Consider the following 17,266-nt stretch of genomic DNA (forward strand, 5'->3'; position numbering starts at 1 on the left):
AAGCGCAACATCAACGCGCAACCCAGAGGACCAGCAGGTGACGCAAGGCTCGAAATACGATTTGCTCGTCGTAGGCGGCGGGATCAACGGCGCTGGCATCGCACGCGATGCGGCCGGCCGCGGCCTGTCGGTGATGCTGTGCGAACAGGACGATCTGGCCTCGCACACGTCGTCGGCCAGCACCAAGCTGATTCACGGCGGCCTGCGCTACCTCGAATACCGCGAGTTCGGACTGGTGCGCAAAGCGTTGCAGGAGCGCGAAACGCTGCTGCGCGCGGCGCCGCACATCATGTGGCCGCTGCGCTTCGTGATGCCGCACATGCCCGATCTGCGTCCGGCCTGGTTGATCCGCGCGGGCCTGTTCCTGTATGACCATCTCGCCAAACGCGAACTGCTGCCGGGTTCGCGCGGCATCACGATGCGCCACCATCCGGCGGGCGCGCCGCTGGTCGATTCGATCAAGCGCGGTTTCGTGTATTCGGACGGCTGGGTCGACGACGCGCGTCTGGTCGTGCTGAACGCGCTCGATGCGCAGGAGCGCGGCGCGACGATTCTCACGCGCACGAAGCTGATCAGCGCGGTGCGCGCCGGCGGCGAATGGCGCGCGCAACTGCAGCGCGCGGACGGCACGACCTTCGACGTGCGTGCCGCCTCGATGGCGAACGCCGCGGGCCCGTGGGTCGGCCAACTGTTGCAGGGAGCGCTCGGCCGTGAGGCGACCAGAAGTGTGCGCCTCGTGAAAGGCAGCCACATCGTCACCCGGCGCCTGTTCGAACACGACCACGCGTACATCTTCCAGAATCCCGACAAGCGGATCATCTTCGCGATTCCGTACGAACACGATTACACGCTGATCGGCACCACCGACCTTGAATATCGCGGCGACCCGTCGCAAGTGGCGATCGACGCCGGCGAAACGCAGTACCTGTGCGACTCGATCAACCGCTACTTCAAACAGAAGATTTCGGCGGCCGACGTGCGCTGGACCTATTCCGGCGTGCGTCCGCTGCTCGAGGAAGAAGGCGCGGACAATCCGTCTGCGGTCACGCGCGACTACTCGCTCGAACTCGACGCCCCCCCGGGCGAAGCGCCGCTGTTGTCGGTGTTCGGCGGCAAGATCACGACCTTCCGCAAGCTCGCGGAGCAAGCCGTCGACACGCTCGCGCAGGCGTTGCACAATGGCGCGCCCGCGTGGACCGTCGCTGCGCCGTTGCCCGGCGGCGATATGGCGCATGCCGACTTCGAGCGCTTCCTGAGCGGCTTCAGTCAACAGCATGCGTGGCTGCCGGCCGATCTCGCGCACCGCCTCGCGCGCGCCTATGGCACGCGCGTCTCGCGGGTGATCGGCGATGCGCGTTCGGTGGCCGACCTAGGCCGCGCGTTCGCGCCGGGTCTTTACGAAGCCGAACTGACCTACCTGCGCGACACCGAATGGGCACGCAGTGCTCAGGACGTGCTGTGGCGCCGTTCGAAACTCGGTCTGCACGTCGAACCGGGCACGCTCGATTCGGTCTCGCGTGAGATCGACGCCTGGTTCGCGCGTGAACCGGCGCGGCAGAGTGCCTGGACTGCATAGAGGCGCAGGGTCGGGAATCACAAAGCAGCGCAACGCGGCACGCGCTACATGCTCGACCCCGACCCATTCACCCCTTCCGGCTGGACCCCACCGGGCTGCACAATCACATCCAGTTGCCGTCCGCTGAAAACAACAGGCCGTTCCCGTCGCCGGTCAGCCGCGCGGGGATTCGCAAACGCATGGAGAAGAGACAATGCAGGATCAGTACATCCTCGCGCTCGACCAGGGCACCACCAGTTCGCGTGCGATGCTGTTCGACCGGCGCGGCGGTATCGTGTCGATCGCTCAGAAAGAATTCCAGCAGATCTATCCGCATCCGGGTTGGGTCGAGCACGATCCGCAGGAAATCTGGTCGACCCAGGCGGGCGTCGCCGCGGAGGCCGTGACGCGCGCCGGCATGAACGGCACCTCGATCGCCGCGATCGGCATCACCAATCAACGCGAAACCACGATCGTGTGGGATCGCGAAACCGGCCACCCGGTCTATAACGCGATCGTCTGGCAGGACCGCCGCACCGCCGACTTCTGCGACGAACTCAAGGCGCAAGGTCTCGAAGACAGGGTCCGCGCGAAAACTGGTCTGCCGATCGACTCGTATTTCTCGGCGACCAAGATCCGCTGGATTCTCGACAACGTCGCAGGCGCGCGCGAGAAAGCGCAACAAGGCCGCCTCGCGTTTGGCACGGTCGACAGCTGGCTCGTGTGGAACTTCACCAAGGGCGGCCTGCACGTCACCGATGTGACCAACGCGTCGCGCACGATGCTGTTCAACATCCACACGCTGAAGTGGGACGACGAACTGCTCGACGCGCTCGATATTCCGCGCAGTATGCTGCCGGAAGTGCGGGCGTCGTCGGAGGTATACGGGCCGACCAAGACCACGTTGTTCGCTTCGAAGATTCCGCTCGCGGGCATCGCCGGCGATCAGCACGCCGCGCTGTTCGGCCAGATGTGCACGCAGTCCGGCATGGTGAAGAACACCTACGGCACCGGCTGCTTCCTCGTGATGAACACCGGCGACAAGCCGATCGAATCGAAGAACAATCTCGTCACTACGATTGCGTGGCAGATCGGCGACAGGATCGACTACGCGCTCGAAGGCAGCATCTTCATCGGCGGCGCGGTGGTGCAATGGCTGCGCGACGGCCTCGGCATCATCAGGAATGCCGGCGAGATCGAAACGCTCGCGCGCGGCGTGCCCCATTGCGACGGCGTGTATCTGGTGCCTGCGTTCGCCGGCCTCGGCGCGCCGCATTGGAACGCGCGCGCGCGCGGCACGCTGTTCGGTGTGACGCGCGGCACGAGTTCCGCGCATATCGCACGTGCCGCGCTCGACTCGATCGCCTATCAATCGCTCGACGTGCTGAAGGCGATGGAAGCCGACTCCGGCATTCGCATCGGCGAATTGCGCGTGGACGGCGGCGCCTGCGCGAACAATCTGCTGATGCAATTCCAGGCGGACATTCTCGGCGTCGACGTGGTGCGGCCGAAGGTGGCGGAAACGACCGCGCTGGGCGCGGCTTACCTGGCCGGTCTCGCGGTCGGCTACTGGGAAAATGTCGACGAGCTGCAAAACCAGTGGAAGCTCGAGCGGCGCTTCACGCCTGCGCTGCCGCATGCCGAGGTCAAGGCATGCCTGGATGGCTGGCAGCGAGCGATCCGCGCCGCGAAAGCGTGGGCGGATACGCCTGGCTGATCGGATCGTGGCGGTCGTTGAAGTCGTTCTGGCCGGCGACCGGCTTCAGACATCGCGACCCCGCGGGCCCGGCGGCGCGGCGCCTCCAGCCATACCTGACTCGCGCCGATCCAGAATCCAGCGGCATCAAAGCACGTATCATGACGTTTTCCATTCCGGCGCCCGAGCTTGCAACCGTCTTTGCTCGCGCGCGTTCCGCTTTCCGTTTCCTGGCATGATCGACCACCTCATCTGTGACTGCGACGGCGTTCTCGTCGACAGCGAAATCATCGCTGATCGCGTGATGCTCGAAACGCTCACTACTACTTTCCCCGGCTTCGACTTCGAACCCGTCGTCAAAACCGCCTTCGGTCAGCAGACCTCACGCTTTCTCGCAGGCATCGAGACGTCCTTCGACATCACGTTGCCCGCCGACTTCCTCGACACCATCGAACACAACGTCGAGCTGGCGCTCGCAGCATCGCTCAGCCCGATCAACGGTGTGCGCGACGCGCTGCAACGCGTGACGCTGCCGGTCGCGGTCGTGTCGAACAGCCGCATGTCGCGCGTGAACGCATCCGTGCGGCGCGCGGGTTTGCAGCAGATTTTCGGCGAGCGGATTTTCAGCGCTGAACAGGTGGCGCGGCCAAAGCCTTATCCCGACGTGTATCTGTTTGCCGCGCAAACGCTGGGGGTGGAGCCGTCGCGCTGCGTCGTGGTCGAAGACAGCGTCGCGGGCCTGAACGCGGCACGCGCGGCGGGGATGAAGACGATCGCTTTCGTCGGCGCGAGCCATATTCCAGATGGCTATGCGGACGCGCTGCGCAAGATGGGGATGACGCGCATCATGATGCACATGGACGAATTGCCCCCGCTGGTCGAAGCCGGCGTGCGCGGCGAGTTTGGGGATGTGCAGTCGTAGCGAGCGGTAGCGCGCGCAGCTTCGTGCCTGTAACGCGGGCCTGCGCGGCGGCAACAAAAAAGGCCAATTCTCTATGAACCGGCCTTTTCCATTCTGGCAACGTGCGTCACGTCGTCCCCACTGGGCAACGAGCTACGCGCGACTTGCATCAAGCTTCGTCGGCGACACACTCGCGCGCCTGCGCGAGCGACGCGCGAAACTCCACCAGTTCGGCGATCGTCAGCATCGGCAGATTGTGTTGCGCGGCGAAACGTTGGACGTCCGCACCACGCGTCATCGTGCCGTCCGCGTTCATCAGCTCGCACAGCACGCCAGCCGGCTTCAGCCCAGCGAGAATCGCCAGATCGACCGTGCCTTCGGTATGGCCGCGGCGCGCCAGCACGCCGCCGGGCATCGCGCGCAACGGGAACACGTGGCCGGGGCGCACGATGTCGGCGGGCTTCGCGTTATCGGCAATCGCGGCGCGAATGGTCGTCACGCGATCGAGCGCGGACACGCCGGTCGTCACACCGTCGCGTGCTTCGATCGACACCGTGAACGCGGTGCCGTGACGGCTCTCATTGTTGACGGCCATCGGCGGCAGTTCGAGCGCGCGGATCTTGTCGTCCGGCAGGCACAGGCAAACGATGCCGCTGCATTCGCGGATCAGCAGCGCCATGGTTTCGACGGAAAGACGCTCGGCCGACACGATCAGGTCGGCTTCGTTCTCGCGGTCATGGTCGTCTTGCAGGACCACGGCGCGGCCGTCGCGCATCGCTTGCAGCGCGGCGGCAATACGCGGCGGAACGGCTTCGGTGTCGAGCAGCGGGAGATCGGCGAATGCATCCGGTGCAAACGTCGACGGAGCAGGAAAAGTAGCAAAGGACATAGTTGAAACGCTCATCGCAAAAGTTAGGCGAAAAACGTTTCAGGGCATTGCAAACAGACAACGACGCACCGCCGAGCGCCGCACGCGGCGACGCTCGCACACCGCCTCGACCACCGGCGGTGTCACGGAAACGCACATGACTATCTGCACATCTTCTTCCATCCGGACTGTGACCGTCGGCTCTGGCTTCGCACCAGATCTGCTGACCCCGCGTGGCCCCCGATATTCCGAAGACCATACGACGCGGGCGCTCGCGGGCTCACCGGCTCACGCTGTCGCGCTGCCGGCATACCGCCGGTGGGGAATTGCACCCCGCCCTGAAGACGCACTGATTGCCGGATAAACCGGCTGGCGAAGCATACAACAGTCGCGCGAGACCTGCAGCGCAACCCTACTGACCCGATGGAGGCTCTGAACGGCGAGCGCCTGCATCGGGCGAAATGCAATCAGACCGGCGTGGCCGCGCGCGCCGCTTCATGTGCCACTTCATGCCGCGCCTCGTTCTGCACCGGCACGTCCCAGCGCGGTGGCGTCTCCGCCTTCAACGTCACGCGAAACGCGCGCGCTTCGGTGTCGCCCGGGTTGCGCAGACTATACGGCTGATCGGCGTCGAACACGATCGCGTCGCCGGTCGCGAGCAACTGGCGCTGATCGTGCACACTGACTTCCAGCGTGCCTTCGCTGACCACCAGGTTCACCGTCGTGCCGGGCGCGCGGCGCGTGCCGGCTTCGGTATGCAACGGCGCGATGCGCAGCTCGTGGAACTCGGCGGCAGTCGGCTCGGACTCCGGATACAACGGCCGGGCCGAATAGCGCCCGTTCGCGCTGACGACGCGCGCCGAGCGCTCCGCCGGCAAATGTTCGAAACCATTGGTCGCGTGACGCCGCAGAAAGGCCGCCACCGACACCTTCAACGCCGCCGCCACCTTGCACAGCACCTTGATGGACGGCACGCTGCGCGCCGACTCGATTTGCGCCAGCATCGCCCGCGACACGCCGGACGCGCGCGCCAAGGCGTCGAGCGACAGTTGCCGTTCGGCGCGCAAGCGGGCCAGGTTCACGCCGACCAGCTGTTCCAGTGCATCGAAGGGTTCGGCGGCACGCCGCGGCGCATCGGTATCGGCCGAGGGATCGCGAACCAGCGCGAGCGGGGAATGCATGATTGCCTCCAAAGCGCCGCCGGGCGGCGCGCTAGCAGTTAGTGGAAGCAAGATAGCATCGCGTCCCGCCACGCCCAACGAAGTTATCTTCACACTGTTATCAGCATTGCGGAGGATGGTTCTCGCAAAGCTTGTGCGCATTTTTCATATGGGCGAGCGGGGCCGCCGATTCGCGGGATCGCAGGTCATCACGCGCACATTTGCCTTGGGCGTGGTGCGTGGCGAATCGCGGCGCAAGGTCGGCAAACGAGCACGTACACTCAAAACCGCGCTCTGCTTGCGGCGAGTGCTCACCACGCCGCGCGCTCGCAGTTCACACCCGCTCCTGCACGCTCACGCCCCGCGCCACCGCCGATACCGGCGCATCCGCACGCGCCGCGAACCACGTCAGCAGGAACGCGGCCACGCTGACCGCCGCCGCGACCCATGGCAAGGTATCGAGCGCATGGCCGTGATTGATCACCAGTCCGCCGAGCCACGCGCCACCCGCATTGCCCACATTGAACGCGCCGATGTTCAGCGTCGACGCCAGATTCGGCGCCGCGGCGGCCTTCTCGACCACACGCATCTGCAACGGCGGGACGGTGGCGAACGCGGCAATGCCCCACACGAAAATCGTGATCGCCGCGGCCACCGGCGAATGGCCGGTGCGCGCGAAGAGCGCCATCACCACCGCGAGCGCGGCCAGAATGCCCATCAGCGAAGGCATCAGTGCGCGGTCCGCGAGCTTGCCGCCCACCGTGTTGCCGATCGTCAGCCCTACGCCGAACAGCACCAGAATCAGCGTCACGCCGCGCGGCGAGAAGCCGCTCACCTGCTCGAGAATCGGCGCGATGTAAGTGAACACGACGAACACGCCGCCAAAGCCGAGCACCGTCATCATGAGCGCGGTCCAGACCTGCGGGTCCTTGAGGACGCGCACTTCATGACCGAGACCGACCGGGGCGGCATCGTGACGATTCGGCACCAGCGCCGTGACACCCGCGAGCGACAGCACGCCGAACCCGCTGACGATCCAGAACGCCGCACGCCAGCCGAACTCCTGCCCGATGAAGGTGCCGAACGGCACGCCGAGCACGTTCGCGAGCGTCAAGCCGGTGAACATCAACGCGATCGCGCTGGCGCGCTTCTCGGCCGGCACGAGCGAGGCCGCCACCACCGCGCCGATGCCGAAGAACGAACCATGCGCGAACGAGGTCACCACTCGCGCGACCATCAGCACGGAATAGCTCGACGCAATCGCGCACAGCGTATTGCCGACGATGAACACACCCATCAGCAACTGCAGCGCGAGCTTGCGCGGCATCTTGCTGGTGATCACGGCGAGCAGCGGCGCGCCGACCGCGACGCCGAGCGCATAGCCGCTCACCAGCAAACCCGCCGATGGAATCGACACGGCCAGATCGTGCGCGACCTCGGGCAGCAAGCCCATGATGACGAATTCGGTCGTGCCGATCGCGAATGCGCTGATCGCTAGCGCAAGTAGTGGCAGGGGCATTTCTCTTCTCCAGATTTCAAGGTTGGGCGTGATGCAAAGCGATCACGAATTCGATGACCACCCCCGGCGCGAGCGCGACGAACAGTTGTTGTTCGGCGGGATGCACGCCCATTTGCGGGACTCGCGCGCTTTGGTAGCCGACGCCGGCCGGATCCAGGCGGCCCAGCAGCGCCTGCCATTCGGCCGCGGTCTCCAGCCGGAAAGCGAGATGGTCGATGCGCGGCGCCGCCGGGCCGGACACGGCAGGCGCCGTCGCGGCGATCAGATGGAGCGCCGGCCGGCCGTTCAGATACAGCCAGTGGCCGTCGACCGAAAACGGCGGACGCGCGCCTTCAGTGAGTCCGGCGATGTCGACGAAGAAACGTCGGGCGGTGTCGGGATCGCCGGTGACGATCGTCGCGTGATCGAGTTGCATGGCTTGCTGCCGGCACTTGCGCGCGCGGCACCAGGGTTTTCGAGGAGTGGATTGTCGGGGCAAAGCTTTGATTTGAGAATTGGCGTAGCATTTGAATCATTTTCAAATCTAATTTGAAGGCCGACGATGGATAACCTCGGTGACATCCGCCTGTTCGTCGAAGCGGCGCAGCAAGGCAGCCTGTCGGCGGCGGGCCGCAAGATGGGGCTGACGCCGGCCGCCGCGAGCGCGCGTCTCGCCAAGCTCGAAGCCGGGCTGAAGGCGCGCCTGTTCGAGCGCACCACGCGCCAGTTGCGGCTCACCGACGAAGGCCGCCTCTACCTGAATTGCTGCCGCCAGGCGCTGCAATCGCTCGACGACGCCGAAGCCGCACTGCAAGCCGGCCAGGGCGTGGTGCGCGGCAAGGTGCGGATTTCCGCGACCTCCGACTTCGGCCGCAATCTGCTGATGCACTGGCTCGACGAATTCAACGCGCTCTACCCGGAAGTGCAGTTCGCGCTGACGCTGTCGGATTCGCTGTCGAATCTGGTGCAGGAGGACATCGATCTCGCGATCCGTTTCGGCGTGCCGGCCGACAGCTCGCTGGTGGCCCGCAAACTGGCGCCGAACCGGCGCGTGCTGTGCGCGTCGCCGGACTACATCGCGCGCAAGGGCGAGCCGAAGGACCCGCAGGATCTGGCCAATTTCGATTGCATCGTGCTGGGCACCGCGTCCGGCCCGGCGAACGAATGGCGCTTCACGCGCGGCGACGACGTGCAGAACTACACCGTGCCGCTCGACTCGGCCCGCGAAACCAACGACGGCGCGGTCGCCCGCGAATGGGCGCTGCGCGGCTACGGGATCGTGATCAAGTCGATGTGGGATGTCGAAGCGGACCTGCGCGCCGACGGTCTGAAGATCCTGCTGCCGCAGTGGCGCTACCCGGATGCGCCGTTGCACGCGCTCTATCACCGCAATCGCTTCATGGCGCCGCGCGTGCGCGTGCTGCTGGATTTCCTGAGCCAGCGTTTCGCGCAGGTGTCGGGCGAACTGGAAAGCCTGCTGGGCTTGCCGCCGGAGCGGCCACGCGCCGGTGCGGGCGGCGAAACCCGCATTCCGTGAAGGGCTATAATGTTGCGTTACGCAGCAGACGTGCATCGCGGATCAAGCAGGCGGAACGCAAATAAGCCTCCACCGGCTCGAAGCGGCCCAAGCGCCGCCCTACGGCCTTCTCCAGCGCTGCCCGCACGTCCGGCCCCCTTCACTTTTTTAAACGACGCCCCCAGATTAACCACTGCGACCGGCGAAATTCGATGACCAAGAAAGTTTATGTAAAGACCTTTGGCTGCCAGATGAACGAGTACGACTCCGACAAAATGGTCGACGTACTCGGCGCGGCTGAAGGGCTCGTCAAGACCGACACGCCGGAAGATGCCGACGTGATTCTGTTCAACACCTGCTCGGTGCGCGAAAAAGCGCAGGAAAAAGTCTTCTCGGACCTCGGCCGCGTGCGCGAGCTGAAGGAAGCGAACCCGAACCTGATCATCGGCGTGGGCGGCTGCGTGGCGAGCCAGGAAGGTGCGTCGATCGTGGCGCGCGCGCCGTACGTCGATCTGGTGTTCGGTCCGCAAACGCTGCACCGTCTGCCGCAGATGATCGACAAGCGCCGCGAAAGCGGCCGTGCGCAAGTCGACATCTCATTCCCCGAAATCGAAAAGTTCGATCACCTGCCGCCGGCGCGCGTCGAAGGCCCGAGCGCGTTCGTGTCCATCATGGAAGGCTGCAGCAAGTACTGCAGCTATTGCGTCGTGCCGTACACGCGCGGCGAGGAAGTGTCGCGGCCGCTCGACGACGTGCTGACCGAAATCGCCGGCCTCGCCGACCAGGGCGTGCGCGAAGTCACGCTGCTCGGCCAGAACGTCAACGCGTACCGCGGCGGTTTGACGCTCGGCTCGTCCGAGATCGCCGACTTCGCAACGCTGATCGAATACGTCGCCGACATTCCGGGCATCGAACGGATTCGCTACACCACCTCGCATCCGAAGGAATTCACGCAGCGCCTGATCGACACCTACGCGAAGGTGCCGAAGCTCGTCAGCCACCTGCATCTGCCGGTGCAGCACGGCTCCGACCGCATCCTGATGGCGATGAAGCGCGGCTACACGGTGCTCGAATACAAGTCCGTGATCCGCAAGCTGCGCGCGATCCGCCCTGACCTGTCGCTGTCCACCGACATGATCGTCGGCTTCCCCGGCGAGACCGAAGAAGACTTCGACAAGATGATGGCGCTCGTGCACGAAATGAAGTACGACACCAGCTTCTCGTTCATCTACAGCCCGCGTCCCGGCACGCCGGCCGCGAACCTGCACGACGACACGCCGCGCGAAGTGAAGCTCAAGCGTCTGCAGCACCTGCAGGCGACCATCGAGGAAAACGTGCAGCGCATCAGCGATTCGATGGTCGGCAAGATCGAGCGCATTCTGGTCGAGCGCCCGGCGCGCAAGGACCCGAACGAACTCGCGGGCCGCACCGAGAACAACCGCGTAGTGAATTTCCCGGCGCCGCTCGCGTCGCACGCGCGGCTGATCGGCCAGATGGTCGACGTGAAGATCGTCCTCGCGTACCCGCATTCGCTGCGTGGCGAGCTCGTGCTAATGCACGACGACTCGCGCCCCGAAGCAAGCGCCCTCGGGGCAGCCACCGCCGCCCACTAAGCCACGCGCCCCCGCGCATCGAAACCGACAGGATCGACCCACCGCCTTGAAGACCACTCAGCAGCATCTGGAATTCACCGCACCGCGCGACGACAACACGCGGCTCGCCAACCTCTGCGGACCGCTCGACGAAAATCTGCGGCAGATCGAGCAGGCGCTCGACGTGACCTTGCAGCGCCGCGCTCACCGCATCACGATCCGCGGGCGCGGCGCGAAACTCGCGCTCACCGCGCTCGAGAACTTCTACAACAACGCGCTCGACCCGCTGTCGGTCGACGACATCCAGCTCGCGCTCGTCGAAGTGCGGCACCCGGCGCGCCATCGGCCGAACGGCAACGGCGACGAAGCCGGCGACCCGCGTTTCCACGGCAATCCGGATCATCCGTTCGACGAGCCCGCCGACGCCGCCGACGCCAACGATGACGACCTCGCCGAACTCGGCCCGAAGCTGTACACGCGGCGCGCGGATCTGCGCGGCCGCACGCCGGCGCAGCGCGAGTACCTGAAGCAGATCGTCTCGCACGACGTGACCTTCGGCGTCGGTCCGGCCGGCACCGGCAAGACCTATCTCGCGGTAGCCTGCGCGGTGGACGCGCTGGAGCGCGACCAGGTCAAGCGCATCGTGCTAACGCGGCCCGCGGTCGAAGCGGGCGAGCGTCTCGGCTTCCTGCCGGGCGATCTGGCGCAGAAGGTCGATCCGTATCTGCGGCCGCTTTACGACGCGCTGTACGACCTGCTCGGCTTCGACAAGACCGCCAAGATGTTCGAACGGCAGATGATCGAAATCGCGCCGCTCGCGTACATGCGCGGCCGCACGCTGAACCACGCGTTCATCATCCTCGACGAGGCGCAGAACACCACGCCCGAGCAGATGAAGATGTTCCTCACGCGGATCGGCTTCGGCTCGAAGGCGGTCGTCACCGGCGACACAACCCAGGTCGACCTGCCGCGCGGCCATAAGAGCGGGCTGATCGAAGCACAGCAGGTGCTCGCGGACGTGCGGGGCATTGCGCTCACGCGCTTTACCAGCGCGGACGTGGTGCGCCATCCGCTGGTCGCGCGAATTGTGGAGGCGTACGATGCGCATTCGCAGAAAACCGCCAGTCCGGCGGATTCGCGCTGATCGCGCTGATTCGCGTCCACTGAACCTGCCGCCGCCACCCACGCGGCGGATGCAACACAACGAAACCGCATGAGCCGCGCCCCGAAACTGACGTTGAATCTGCAATTCCCCGCCGCCAAAACCTGGCCGGAACACAAGGCGCTGCTGCCGCGCGCCACCGTGGCCGGCTGGATCAAGGCGGCGCTGTTCGCGGACGGCGAACTGACCGTGCGTTTCGTCGATGCCGAAGAAGGCCGCACGCTGAACCGCACCTATCGCGGCAAGGACTACTCGACCAACGTGCTGACCTTCGCCTACGCGGAATCGGAAGACGATCCGGTGACGGGCGATCTGATCCTCTGCTGCCCGGTGGTCGAGAAAGAAGCCACCGAGCAGGGCAAGCCGCTCATCGCGCATTACGCGCATCTGCTGGTGCACGGCACGCTGCACGCGCAAGGCTACGATCACGAAGTCGAAGAGGAAGCCGAGGAAATGGAAGCGCTCGAAACCGAAATCCTCGGCAAGCTCGGGTTTCCCGATCCGTATCAATAGGCGCCGATCACCACCGCGTCGCCTACCCGCCACCCCCGCCACCCAGGTCATCCTCATTCGAACCGACACCGTGAGCACCTCGTCCCCTGAAGCCGACACCCGAACGCCCTGCCCGGACTACCCGCCGGTGCTCGGCGAATCGCGGCTTCTGACCGACGAGGAATTGCGCGCGTCGCTCGAATCGACGTTGCGCGACTGGGACCGCAAGAGCGACCTGTGGCTGTTCGGCTACGGGTCGTTGATCTGGAACCCCGGCCTGCCCACCGTCGAAGCGACCCGCTCGAAGGTGCACGGCTATCATCGCGGGCTGTACTTGTGGTCGCGCGTGAATCGCGGCACGCCGGAGCAGCCGGGCCTCGTGCTCGCGCTCGATCGCGGCGGCTCGTGCACCGGCATCGCCTTCCGGCTCGCGGCCGAAGGCTCGATGCCGCATCTCGAAGCGCTCTGGCGACGCGAAATGCCGATGGGCTCGTACCGTCCGGCATGGCTGCCGTGCGTGCTCGCCGACGGCCGGCGCGTCGACGCGCTGGCGTTCGTGATGCGCCGCGACGTGCCGAGCTACACCGGCAAGCTACGCGACGAGGTCATCAAGACGGTGCTCGACTGCGCGAGCGGCCGCTACGGCACCACGCTCGATTACGTGAGCCGCACCGTCCACGCGCTGCGCGAAAGCGGGATGCCCGACCGCGCGCTCGAAGCGCTGCTGGGACGCTGCAAAGAGGAAGGCCGCGAGCGTGAGGCGGTTCGGCAAGCCGGACAGGCCTCCGGGAACGGGTCGAGGCAATGAACGCAAGACGGCGCGTCTGATTGGCTCGCTGCGACCAATGACCGGTTAGCCCGCCGGCGGCGCTGACTGTTTTCGCAAGCCGCGCGGCGCAACCGCCGCCACTCACAGCCCGCAACGCGCCACGCGGACACCGGCCAGGCCGCAGCCCATCGCCGCCGCACCCAGCATTTTTTGCTCAAAAACGTTTTTCCGCGCGTAATCAGTTAGGATTGACCCACGCCCCGCCGCTCGCGACGGAGCCGCTTCGCCCTGCTTCACCCATCGCCCAGCCCGGCGGGACACGGTCCTGCCACGTGCCTGGTGTATCCTTAATGCTCTGCAACAGCGCGCCCAGTCTTGCCGGGCGCACTACCATGAACGACACGTATCCCAGTCGACGCCCAACCGACAAACCGCAGGAAAAGCGCTCGCTCCTCGAGCGTCTGACCGACTTCATCTCGCCCGAGCCCGACTCGCGCGCCGAACTTCTGGAAATTCTGCAGGACGCGCACGAGCGCAACCTGATCGACGCCGACTCGCTGTCGATGATCGAAGGCGTGTTCCAGGTGTCCGAACTCAGCGCGCGCGACATCATGGTGCCGCGTGCGCAAATGGACGCGATCAACATTGCGGACAATCCCGCCGAATTCATCCCCTACGTGCTGGAAAAAGCGCACTCGCGCTATCCGGTCTACGAAGGCAATCGCGACAACATCATCGGCGTGCTGCTCGCCAAAGACCTGCTGCGCTACTACGCCGAAGAAGAATTCGACGTGCGCGGCATGCTGCGCCCCGCCGTGTTCATCCCCGAGTCGAAGCGCCTGAACGTGCTGCTGCATGACTTCCGCGTGAATCGCAATCACCTCGCGGTGGTGGTCGACGAATACGGCGGCGTGGCCGGCCTGATCACGATCGAGGACGTGCTGGAGCAGATCGTCGGCGACATCGAGGACGAATACGATTTCGACGAGGAAAGCGGCAACATCATCGCGTCGCCCGACGGGCGGTTTCGCGTGCGCGCGCTGACCGAGATCGAGCAGTTCAACGAAACCTTCGGCACGCACTACTCGGACGAGGAAGTCGACACGATCGGCGGGCTCGTCACGCATCATTTCGGGCGGGTCCCGCACCGCGGCGAAAAGGTCCGCCTCGACGATCTGATCTTCGAGATTCTGCGCGGCGACGCCCGCCAGATCCATATGCTGCTGGTGCGCCGCGATCCGCTCGCCGGCCAGCGCGAGCGCGACGCGCAGCACGTGCAAACCTGAGCCGCGTGGTTTGCCGGCTCCTTCACCCGCTTCTTCAACTCCTCACGCCGACCGCGCAACAATGGCCGACCCGATGACTTCCCGTTCGCGCCCCGGCGTGAGCGCTCCCACCGCCTCCGCCGACGAACCGCGCGGCCGCACGCTGCCTCGCTGGCATTACCTCGTCGCGCTGGCCGCGGGCGCGGCCAACACGCTGTCCTTCGCGCCGACGCCGCACGGCGGCTGGCTGCAACTCGCGATCTTCGCGTTCTTCTTCGCGTGGCTCACGCGCACCACGGGCTGGAAGAGCGCCGCGCTGACGGGCGGTGCATTCGGCTTCGGTAATTTCATGACCGGCGTGTGGTGGCTGTACGTCAGCATGCATGACTACGGCGGCATGGCCGCGCCGCTCGCGGGCGCGGCGGTCGTGCTGTTCTCGCTGTACCTGGCGCTCTATCCGGCGCTCGCCGCGGCCATCTGGTCGTTCTGCGCCGGCCACGCGCGCAACGGCGCAACCGACGACTCCCCCCCGTTCTCGCCGACCTGGCACGGCTCGCTGGCTTTCGCGAGCGCGTGGGCGATCGGCGAGTGGTTGCGCGGCACCGTGTTCACCGGCTTTCCGTGGCTCGCGAGCGGTTATGCGCAGGTGGATGGGCCGTTGGCCGGGTTCGCGCCGGTGGTCGGCGTCTATGGCGTGGGCTGGATGCTGGCGCTGGTTGCCGCGCTGATCGTGCAGGCGCTGCTGGCGTGGCGCCCGCTGCTTCCTTCGCGCGAGCCGCGCGGCGCAACGAGCGCCGACGCCGGCCGCAATGACGACGGCAAAGGCGACGGCAAAGGCGACGGCAACAACGCGCCCCGAAGCCTGGCGCGCAGCATAGTGCCGGGCGGCGTCGCGCTGGCGCTGATCGTGGCCGGCCTGCTGCTGCCGCTCGTCCAGTGGACTTTGCCGGCCAACGCGCCGCTGACGGTGCGTCTGCTGCAAGGCGACGTCAAACAGGAGATGAAGTTCGAGGAAGCCGGCATGCGCGCGGCGATCGACCAGTATCAGCAGATGATCACCTCGAAGCCGGCCGACCTGATCGTCACGCCGGAAACCGCGATTCCCGTGCTCGCGCAGCAATTGCCCGCGCCGTTTGCGGCGAAGGTGCGCGAATTCTCCGACTCGACCGGCAGCGCGATCCTGTTCGGCGCCATCGGCGGCACGATCACGCCGGAAGGCCAGGTCATCGACTATACGAACAGCCTGTTCGGCGTCACGCCCGGCTCGCACGACGTGTACCGCTACGACAAGCATCACCTCGTGCCGTTCGGCGAATTCGTGCCGTGGGGCTTCCGCTGGTTCGTCAATCTGATGAATATTCCGCTCGGCGACTTCTTCCGCGGCGCGCCGGTGCAGAAGCCGTTCATGGTCCACAACCAGCCGGTCGCGGTGAACATCTGCTACGAAGACATCTTCGGCGAAGAGATTGCGCGGACCATCCGCGAGAGCGACACGCCCGCCGGCGTGCTGGTCAACTCGACCAATCTTGCCTGGTTCGGCGACACGATTGCGCTGGATCAGCATCTGCAGATCGCGCGCATGCGCACGCTGGAAACCGGCCGCCCGATGCTGCGCGCGACCAACACCGGCATGACCGCCGCGATCGACGCCAACGGCCGGGTGATCGGACGCCTGACGCCGTACACGGTCGGCTCGCTCGACGTCAAGGTGCAAGGTACTTCCGGCAATACGCCGTATGTGACGAGCGGCAACAACACCGTGCTGGCGGTATCGGTGCTGCTGCTGGCGTTCGGCTTCGCGTTCGGGCCGGGGATCACGCGGCGTCGCAACGGCAAGCAATGAGGCGCGCTGGGTTCCGATAACCCGAGAGAAGCCGCATGCATGCGCGCCGCCGCTCAGGCGTGCTGCTCATGCATCCGTTTCCGCACGCTGTTCCTGCATCGAGCCGCGCGGCGACACCGGGTACGAAACGCGCCCGCAAAAAAAATGCGCCTGACGAGCAGACGCATTTTCAACTCAAACACATGCTTCCATTCGAGCTTTCAGGAGCTTGAACACACCCCTTCAACCCCTATTGCCGCGATCGAGCGCGTCGCTCAGTCCGCCGGCACGGTGTCGATGAACGACTGACGCAGTGAAAGCTTCTGGAAATGCTTGTCCAGGTTCGGATGCGATTCGCGCCAGTTCAACTGGGGCATACGGAAGTCGAGATAGCCCAGCGCGCAACCCACCGCGATGTCCGCGAGCGTGTAGTGATTGCCCGCGCACCACGGCTTGCTGCCGAGCCCCTGCGCCATCGCGATCAGACCTTCGTCGATCTTGCGCTGCTGCCGCGCGACCCACGCGTCCACCCGCTGCTCGGCCGCGCGCTGCGTGCCTTCGAGGCGAATCAGCACCGCCGCGTCCAGCACGCCGTCCGCGAGCGCTTCCCAGCAACGCACTTCGACGCGTTCGCGCCCCGACTGCGGAATCAGCTTGCCGACCGGCGACAGCGTATCCACGTACTCGCAGATCACCCGCGAATCGAACACGGCTTCGCCATCTTCCATGACCAGGCACGGCACCTTGCCGAGCGGATTGAAGGTGTGAATCCGGGTATCCGGCGCCCAGACGTTCTCGGGCACCAGTTCGTAGTCGATCTTCTTGTCGGCCAGCACGATTCGCGCTTTACGCACGAAGGGGCTGCCGAGCGAACCGATGAGTTTCATCATGACCATCTGCCTTTAACTGAATCCGGCGAAAGTATAAGTGCTAGGAGGTCTTCACGAGCATCGCGCCGTCCGTTCGCAAG

At 65.7% G+C, this 17,266-nt stretch carries 15 protein-coding genes and 1 riboswitch; of the genes, 10 read left to right on the top strand and 5 right to left on the bottom strand.

The features are described from left to right. The first annotated feature begins 37 nt into the window (after window positions 1-37). The 3 genes from glpD to FVF58_RS22175 all read left to right on the top strand — a co-directional run bounded on the left by glpD (window position 38) and on the right by FVF58_RS22175 (window position 4,173). Window positions 38-1,576 carry a glycerol-3-phosphate dehydrogenase gene (gene glpD / locus FVF58_RS22165; RefSeq protein ID WP_149671981.1) on the top strand — a complete coding sequence of 513 codons (1,539 nt, stop codon included), beginning with the start codon at window positions 38-40 and terminating at the stop codon, window positions 1,574-1,576. A 193-nt stretch (window positions 1,577-1,769) separates the two neighbouring features. Then, entirely contained in the window at window positions 1,770-3,272 is a 1,503-nt protein-coding gene (glpK, locus tag FVF58_RS22170; protein ID WP_149671982.1) for a glycerol kinase GlpK, read from the top strand. Window positions 3,273-3,486: 214 nt separating this feature from the next. Continuing rightward, window positions 3,487-4,173: an HAD family hydrolase gene (locus FVF58_RS22175; protein WP_149671983.1), complete on the top strand. Its 687-nt coding sequence runs from the start codon at window positions 3,487-3,489 to the stop codon at window positions 4,171-4,173. Between the two features lie 148 nt (window positions 4,174-4,321). Here the strand turns inward: FVF58_RS22175 and ribB are convergent, their stop codons facing one another. The 4 genes from ribB to FVF58_RS22195 all read right to left on the bottom strand — a co-directional run bounded on the left by ribB (window position 4,322) and on the right by FVF58_RS22195 (window position 8,114). Then, window positions 4,322-5,041 carry a 3,4-dihydroxy-2-butanone-4-phosphate synthase gene (ribB, locus tag FVF58_RS22180; protein ID WP_188130895.1) on the bottom strand — a complete coding sequence of 240 codons (720 nt, stop codon included), beginning with the start codon at window positions 5,039-5,041 and terminating at the stop codon, window positions 4,322-4,324. Between the two features lie 146 nt (window positions 5,042-5,187). Then, window positions 5,188-5,370: riboswitch (FMN riboswitch) on the bottom strand. 117 nt (window positions 5,371-5,487) lie between these two features. Beyond that, on the bottom strand, window positions 5,488-6,201 hold the full coding sequence (locus FVF58_RS22185) for a helix-turn-helix domain-containing protein (RefSeq protein WP_246217149.1): 714 nt from the start codon (window positions 6,199-6,201) through the stop codon (window positions 5,488-5,490). A gap of 313 nt (window positions 6,202-6,514) precedes the next feature. Beyond that, window positions 6,515-7,699 carry an MFS transporter gene (locus tag FVF58_RS22190; RefSeq protein ID WP_149671985.1) on the bottom strand — a complete coding sequence of 395 codons (1,185 nt, stop codon included), beginning with the start codon at window positions 7,697-7,699 and terminating at the stop codon, window positions 6,515-6,517. A 16-nt stretch (window positions 7,700-7,715) separates the two neighbouring features. Next, a complete protein-coding gene (locus tag FVF58_RS22195; protein ID WP_149671986.1) occupies window positions 7,716-8,114 on the bottom strand; it encodes a VOC family protein in 399 nt (132 codons plus the stop codon). 126 nt (window positions 8,115-8,240) lie between these two features. Between FVF58_RS22195 and FVF58_RS22200 the strand changes: the two genes are divergently transcribed. From FVF58_RS22200 to lnt, 7 genes are all read left to right on the top strand, one after another. Next, window positions 8,241-9,215 (top strand): LysR family transcriptional regulator, encoded by a 975-nt coding sequence (locus tag FVF58_RS22200; protein WP_149671987.1) that lies wholly within the window; start codon window positions 8,241-8,243, stop codon window positions 9,213-9,215. Window positions 9,216-9,406: 191 nt separating this feature from the next. Then, the gene (gene miaB / locus FVF58_RS22205; protein WP_149671988.1) at window positions 9,407-10,807 is read left to right on the top strand and encodes a tRNA (N6-isopentenyl adenosine(37)-C2)-methylthiotransferase MiaB; all 1,401 of its coding nucleotides are present in this window, start codon (window positions 9,407-9,409) and stop codon (window positions 10,805-10,807) included. 46 nt (window positions 10,808-10,853) lie between these two features. Further along, window positions 10,854-11,930 (top strand): PhoH family protein, encoded by a 1,077-nt coding sequence (locus FVF58_RS22210; protein ID WP_149671989.1) that lies wholly within the window; start codon window positions 10,854-10,856, stop codon window positions 11,928-11,930. A gap of 69 nt (window positions 11,931-11,999) precedes the next feature. After that, window positions 12,000-12,461 (top strand): rRNA maturation RNase YbeY, encoded by a 462-nt coding sequence (ybeY, locus tag FVF58_RS22215; RefSeq protein ID WP_149671990.1) that lies wholly within the window; start codon window positions 12,000-12,002, stop codon window positions 12,459-12,461. Window positions 12,462-12,531: 70 nt separating this feature from the next. Continuing rightward, window positions 12,532-13,248: a gamma-glutamylcyclotransferase gene (locus FVF58_RS22220; RefSeq protein ID WP_149671991.1), complete on the top strand. Its 717-nt coding sequence runs from the start codon at window positions 12,532-12,534 to the stop codon at window positions 13,246-13,248. A gap of 353 nt (window positions 13,249-13,601) precedes the next feature. After that, window positions 13,602-14,495 carry a CorC family transporter gene (locus FVF58_RS22225; RefSeq protein WP_149671992.1) on the top strand — a complete coding sequence of 298 codons (894 nt, stop codon included), beginning with the start codon at window positions 13,602-13,604 and terminating at the stop codon, window positions 14,493-14,495. A 61-nt stretch (window positions 14,496-14,556) separates the two neighbouring features. Beyond that, window positions 14,557-16,317, top strand: coding sequence for an apolipoprotein N-acyltransferase (lnt, locus tag FVF58_RS22230; protein ID WP_149671993.1), 1,761 nt, complete (start codon window positions 14,557-14,559; stop codon window positions 16,315-16,317). 254 nt (window positions 16,318-16,571) lie between these two features. On the opposite strand, the gene FVF58_RS22235 is transcribed toward lnt, so the two are convergent. Continuing rightward, complete coding sequence (locus FVF58_RS22235) at window positions 16,572-17,192, bottom strand: glutathione S-transferase C-terminal domain-containing protein (protein WP_149671994.1); 621 nt, start codon at window positions 17,190-17,192, stop codon at window positions 16,572-16,574. Window positions 17,193-17,266: the final 74 nt, after the last annotated feature.

Origin of the sequence: Paraburkholderia panacisoli (assembly GCF_008369935.1) — a bacterium.
Classification (GTDB): domain Bacteria; phylum Pseudomonadota; class Gammaproteobacteria; order Burkholderiales; family Burkholderiaceae; genus Paraburkholderia; species Paraburkholderia panacisoli.

What these genes read in the sequence shown, in the direction of transcription:
- FVF58_RS22235 (WP_149671994.1), bottom strand. Translation starts at nt 17,192, where the DNA reads ATGGTCATGATGAAACTCATCGGTTCGCTCGGCAGCCCCTTCGTGCGT.
- FVF58_RS22225 (WP_149671992.1), top strand. Translation starts at nt 13,602, where the DNA reads ATGAACGACACGTATCCCAGTCGACGCCCAACCGACAAACCGCAGGAA.
- lnt (WP_149671993.1), top strand. Translation starts at nt 14,557, where the DNA reads ATGGCCGACCCGATGACTTCCCGTTCGCGCCCCGGCGTGAGCGCTCCC.
- glpK (WP_149671982.1), top strand. Translation starts at nt 1,770, where the DNA reads ATGCAGGATCAGTACATCCTCGCGCTCGACCAGGGCACCACCAGTTCG.
- FVF58_RS22195 (WP_149671986.1), bottom strand. Translation starts at nt 8,114, where the DNA reads ATGCAACTCGATCACGCGACGATCGTCACCGGCGATCCCGACACCGCC.
- ribB (WP_188130895.1), bottom strand. Translation starts at nt 5,041, where the DNA reads ATGTCCTTTGCTACTTTTCCTGCTCCGTCGACGTTTGCACCGGATGCA.
- FVF58_RS22190 (WP_149671985.1), bottom strand. Translation starts at nt 7,699, where the DNA reads ATGCCCCTGCCACTACTTGCGCTAGCGATCAGCGCATTCGCGATCGGC.
- ybeY (WP_149671990.1), top strand. Translation starts at nt 12,000, where the DNA reads ATGAGCCGCGCCCCGAAACTGACGTTGAATCTGCAATTCCCCGCCGCC.
- FVF58_RS22175 (WP_149671983.1), top strand. Translation starts at nt 3,487, where the DNA reads ATGATCGACCACCTCATCTGTGACTGCGACGGCGTTCTCGTCGACAGC.
- FVF58_RS22185 (WP_246217149.1), bottom strand. Translation starts at nt 6,201, where the DNA reads ATGCATTCCCCGCTCGCGCTGGTTCGCGATCCCTCGGCCGATACCGAT.
- FVF58_RS22200 (WP_149671987.1), top strand. Translation starts at nt 8,241, where the DNA reads ATGGATAACCTCGGTGACATCCGCCTGTTCGTCGAAGCGGCGCAGCAA.
- miaB (WP_149671988.1), top strand. Translation starts at nt 9,407, where the DNA reads ATGACCAAGAAAGTTTATGTAAAGACCTTTGGCTGCCAGATGAACGAG.